We start from the raw sequence: 4,005 nt of genomic DNA, 5'->3' as shown, positions 1-4,005 counted from the left end.
TCGCCATGGGTCGCGCCATCGTGCGCGATCCGCAGGTGTTCCTGTTCGACGAGCCGCTCAGCAATCTCGACGCCAAGCTGCGCGTGCAGATGCGCACCGAGATCAAGGAACTGCACCAGCGGCTGAAGACCACAACCATCTACGTCACCCACGACCAGATCGAGGCCATGACCATGGCCGACAAGATCGTCGTGATGCGCGACGGCCGTATCGAGCAGGTCGGGGCGCCGCTGCAATTGTTCGACCGGCCGGCCAACCTGTTCGTCGCCGGCTTCATCGGATCGCCGGCGATGAACCTGCTCAAGGGTACGGTGAAGAAGGGCGAGAAGCCCGTGGTCGACATCGCGGGCTCGGCCTTTCCGATGCCAGCCGGCATCCGGACCGAGGATGGACAGGCCGTCGTCTACGGCGTGCGCCCGGAGCATCTGGAAATCCATCCCGATGGCGTCGCATCCACGATTTCGGTGGTCGAACCGACGGGCTCGGAGACATTGGTGTTCGTGCGCTTCGGCGAGGGCGAGATGGTCGCCTTGTTCCGCGAGCGGCACGACTTCAAGCCGGGCGATACGTTGAAACTGAGGCCGCGCCTCGACCACGTCCATCTCTTCGACGCAGGGACCGGCAAGCGTCTCTGACCGCAAACAGACTTCCAAGAGGAAACCATGCTCAAAGGGATCAATCCGCTGCTCAATGCCGACGTGCTCCAGGCGCTGCGGGCGATGGGCCACGGCGACGACCTGATCATCGCCGACACCAATTTCCCATCCGATTCCGTCGCGAAGCAGACCGTGCTCGGCAAGCTGCTGCGCATCGATGCGCCGGCGGCCGACGTGGCGAAGGCGGTGCTGTCGCTCTATCCGCTGGACAGCTTCGTCGACGACGCCGCCGCACGCATGGAGATCGTCGGCAAGCCGAACGAGATCCCGCCGGTGCAGCAGGAGGTGCAGAAGGAGATCGACGCGGCCGAAGGCAAGTCCTGGCCGATGATCTCGATCGAGCGCTACGCCTTCTACGAGCGCGCCAAGAAGGCATACTGCGTCATCCAGACCGGCGAGCGCCGCTTCTATGGCTGCTTCGCCTTCCGCAAGGGCGTCATTCCGCCGGATGCGGAGTAAGGAGATGGCCGCCGGCAAGCCTGTTGTCATGAAGCCTGTTGTGATCTTGGGGGTCTTCGTCGCCGACACGGCCTATCGCGCCGACCGCCAGCCGCGCATGGGCGAGACGATCCTGGGCAATTCGTTCAAGCTCGGACCGGGCGGCAAAGGTTCGAACCAGGCGGTGGCGGCCGGCAAGCTCGGCGCCGACATCACGTTTCTGACGCGGCTCGGCGTCGATGCCTTTGCCGACATGGCCAAGCAGACCTGGAAAGGCGCCGGCGTGAAAAGCGCGGTGATCGACACGCCCGACAGCTACACGGGGGCGGCCTACATCTTCGTCGAGGAGGGCAGCGGCAACAACGCCATCATCGTCAGCCCGGGTGCGGCGATGCTGATCTCGCCCGCCGACATCGAGGCGCATGCCGATCTGATCCGCTCGGCCGGCGTCTTCGTCACCCAACTCGAACAGCCGATCGATGCCGCGCTGAAGGCGCTCGAGATCGCGCGCGGAGCAGGGGTGACGACCATCCTCAACCCGGCGCCGGCCGCCACGCTGCCGGACAGCATCTACGCGCTCTGCGACTATGTCACGCCCAACGAGTCCGAGGCCGAAGGGTTGACCGGCATCAAGGTTTCGTCGATCGAGGATGCCCGCCGCGCCGCCGACGCGTTGCTGGCGAAGGGTGTCGGCACCGTCATCGTGACGCTTGGCGAGAAGGGTGCGCTGCTGCACAGCAAGGACTGTTCCGAACATGTAGGCGCGGTCAATGCCGGCGCGGTGATCGAAACCACGGGGGCGGGCGACGCCTTCAATGGCGGCCTGGCGGCAGCACTTGCCAAGGGTGTCGAGCCGCTGGAGGCGGTGCACTTTGCCTGCGCCGTCGCCGGCATTTCGGTGACCCGTCCGGGCACGGCTCCGTCGATGCCGACGCTTGAGGAAGTCGAGGCGCTGCTGGCGAAGGCTTGAAGCAGTCGCCAGCCTCGTGCGCAGCCTCACGGGCGCTCCCAGCACCGCGCCCGACCGGTGCCTGCCGCAATCCTCACAATCCGGTCTCTTGCGGCGATACGGTGACATATTAGCCACGGTTAATGTTATTTGGCGCCGACGCCTTGCGTCGACCGCATAGGTGTCCCGTAATGGGTCATCGTGTCTGGCACCGCAATTGCACTGTCAGCAATGCCGGGGTCGACCGTGCCCCGGTAGCCGGGGGGCAAATTTGGGGGGCCCGCCGCTCCGCAAATGGGGCGGCGGGCTTTTTTCACGGTGAGTTGAGAGTCGCCTGGAAACGCCAAAGCCTTGGGTGCCGTGCCGATGCAATTTCCTCAATTTCTAGTGGGCATGTTCGCGACGTCGTTCATTACGGCGATCTGGGCTGAACTGGAGACAGGCTCGGCTTGGAGGGCGCTCGGCTGGGCCATTGTTGCGATGATCATTCTTCAGGTCGGATACGTCGGACTGGCGGTCCGGCTGATCTACAAACTGAAATCGCAGGGCACTGAGGCAGATTTGGTATCGGCAAATTCCACGCCACCAGTCCATCGAGCGCGTCCGCGCAAGTCGGTTCGAGCGCAGTCGGGGCACGCGTGCGCCCACGACTGGCCGAATTCAGCCACAACCCGTCCTTCGGAACGCAACGAGTGCGCGCGCGTTCACTGTCTTGACCAAACACAAGGCAGCGCCGGTTCCGGAACGGTGAGATGAAGAAGCCCTATGAAAAGCCTACGCTTGTAAAGCGCGAGAAGCTCACCGAGCGAACCGCCCAGATTGTCTCCTCCGGTGTCGTGTTGGGCGAGTGAAACAGGGGAAAAGCCGCTAGAGAATCTTGCTGGTCAGTTCCAGCATCGTCGCGGCGCCTTGCTCGCTGCCGGGCATATGCACGACGCGCAGAACGCGAAGGTCCATATTCGATCCGTCGACCGGCATGGATACGCTTTCACCCACCCGCGGCAATTCCTGGAAAGCGAGCTCGTCCACATCCCTGGCGTCGTCAATCGAAACGCGACATCTCACAGTCATCTCAATCTCCCGATTTCGACTTCTGGGTGGAACGGAACAATAAGCGATTAGTTCCTGCCGCGGCTCTAGAGAGAGGGGCCTAACCGAATGGCGCTTCCGTCAGAAAAGCGTGACAGGCGAAAGCGGGTGAGATCGTGGCCGATCTCGTTTCCCTGGATCATGTCGGAGACGACCCGACCGATTCCCGGCCCGATGCCGAAGCCGTGACCGCTCATGCCCGTTGCGACGACAAGGCCGATGATCGCCTGCACGCGATCGACTATGGGGACGACGTCCGGCATGGCGTCTATCATGCCTGCCCAGCTTGCCTTCAGGCGGACCGACTCGAGCTGTGGGAACAGGCGCCTGAAATTGCGTTCGATCGAACGGAGACCGGAACGTTCCGGAGCCGGATTGAGCACCCGCATTCTTTCGAAAGGACTTTGAGAATCCGGTGTCCAATGACGCGGCGTCGACCAACTGTCCGGGTAGCCATCCGGTGCGGCCGGCGAATAGCGTGAGCCGAAAGGATTGGCCATGAGGGCGGGAAGGTATTTCGTCGCGTGCCGGAATGCGTCAGGCCCCAGGTGGAGCAAATGGCTGCCTCCCGGAGCGAGCGTGTATCCGCCATCCTGTCTGCGTCTGAAGGCGATATGTTCTCCCGACGCGGCGCCTGCATGGATTTCAGGCATTGGCTCCGTCGCAGCCGCGGTCGACCTTACACTGAGCTGGGGAATGGAGACGCCATGTCTTCTCAGGAAAAGGGAAGACCACGCACCACCCGCGACCAGAACGCTGGACGTCTCGATGTGACCCGCCTCGGTCCACACGCCGCTGACCCTGCCGGCCGAGATTTCCAAGGTTCGCGCCGCGCAATTCTCCACGATCCTGACGCCTTTGCGGGCCGCAAGC

The 4,005-nt window shown here is 63.4% G+C and carries 6 protein-coding genes; 4 read left to right on the top strand and 2 right to left on the bottom strand.

Going from position 1 to position 4,005, the window contains the following annotated elements:
- The 4 genes from EOA29_RS27960 to EOA29_RS41695 all read left to right on the top strand — a co-directional run.
- Positions 1 to 635, top strand: a 635-nt coding sequence (locus EOA29_RS27960) for a TOBE domain-containing protein (protein ID WP_127221894.1), incomplete at its 5' end; no start/stop codon positions are given.
- 27 nt (positions 636 to 662) lie between these two features.
- A complete protein-coding gene (locus tag EOA29_RS27955) occupies positions 663 to 1,115 on the top strand; it encodes an RbsD/FucU family protein (RefSeq protein WP_126093557.1) in 453 nt (150 codons plus the stop codon).
- 4 nt (positions 1,116 to 1,119) lie between these two features.
- Positions 1,120 to 2,064: a ribokinase gene (gene rbsK, locus EOA29_RS27950; protein ID WP_126093558.1), complete on the top strand. Its 945-nt coding sequence runs from the start codon at positions 1,120 to 1,122 to the stop codon at positions 2,062 to 2,064.
- Between the two features lie 330 nt (positions 2,065 to 2,394).
- On the top strand, positions 2,395 to 2,799 hold the full coding sequence (locus EOA29_RS41695) for a hypothetical protein (protein ID WP_189479011.1): 405 nt from the start codon (positions 2,395 to 2,397) through the stop codon (positions 2,797 to 2,799).
- Between the two features lie 111 nt (positions 2,800 to 2,910).
- Here EOA29_RS41695 and EOA29_RS27940 read toward each other — a convergent pair whose 3' ends face one another.
- Together EOA29_RS27940 and EOA29_RS27935 are read right to left on the bottom strand one after the other, a co-directional pair.
- Positions 2,911 to 3,114 carry a hypothetical protein gene (locus tag EOA29_RS27940; RefSeq protein ID WP_126093559.1) on the bottom strand — a complete coding sequence of 68 codons (204 nt, stop codon included), beginning with the start codon at positions 3,112 to 3,114 and terminating at the stop codon, positions 2,911 to 2,913.
- Positions 3,115 to 3,179: 65 nt separating this feature from the next.
- Positions 3,180 to 4,005 (bottom strand): FAD-binding oxidoreductase (locus EOA29_RS27935; RefSeq protein WP_145969834.1); only part of this gene is annotated, 826 nt, incomplete at its 5' end.

The sequence above is a fragment of the Mesorhizobium sp. M1E.F.Ca.ET.063.01.1.1 genome (assembly GCF_003998155.1).
Classification (GTDB): Bacteria; Pseudomonadota; Alphaproteobacteria; order Rhizobiales; family Rhizobiaceae; genus Mesorhizobium.
This window is presented reverse-complemented; position numbering and strand designations above follow the sequence as displayed.

Excerpts from the sequence above, each read along its gene's own strand:
- EOA29_RS27955 (WP_126093557.1), top strand. The coding sequence starts at position 663 with ATGCTCAAAGGGATCAATCCGCTGCTCAATGCCGACGTGCTCCAGGCG.
- EOA29_RS27940 (WP_126093559.1), bottom strand. The coding sequence starts at position 3,114 with ATGACTGTGAGATGTCGCGTTTCGATTGACGACGCCAGGGATGTGGAC.
- rbsK (WP_126093558.1), top strand. The coding sequence starts at position 1,120 with ATGGCCGCCGGCAAGCCTGTTGTCATGAAGCCTGTTGTGATCTTGGGG.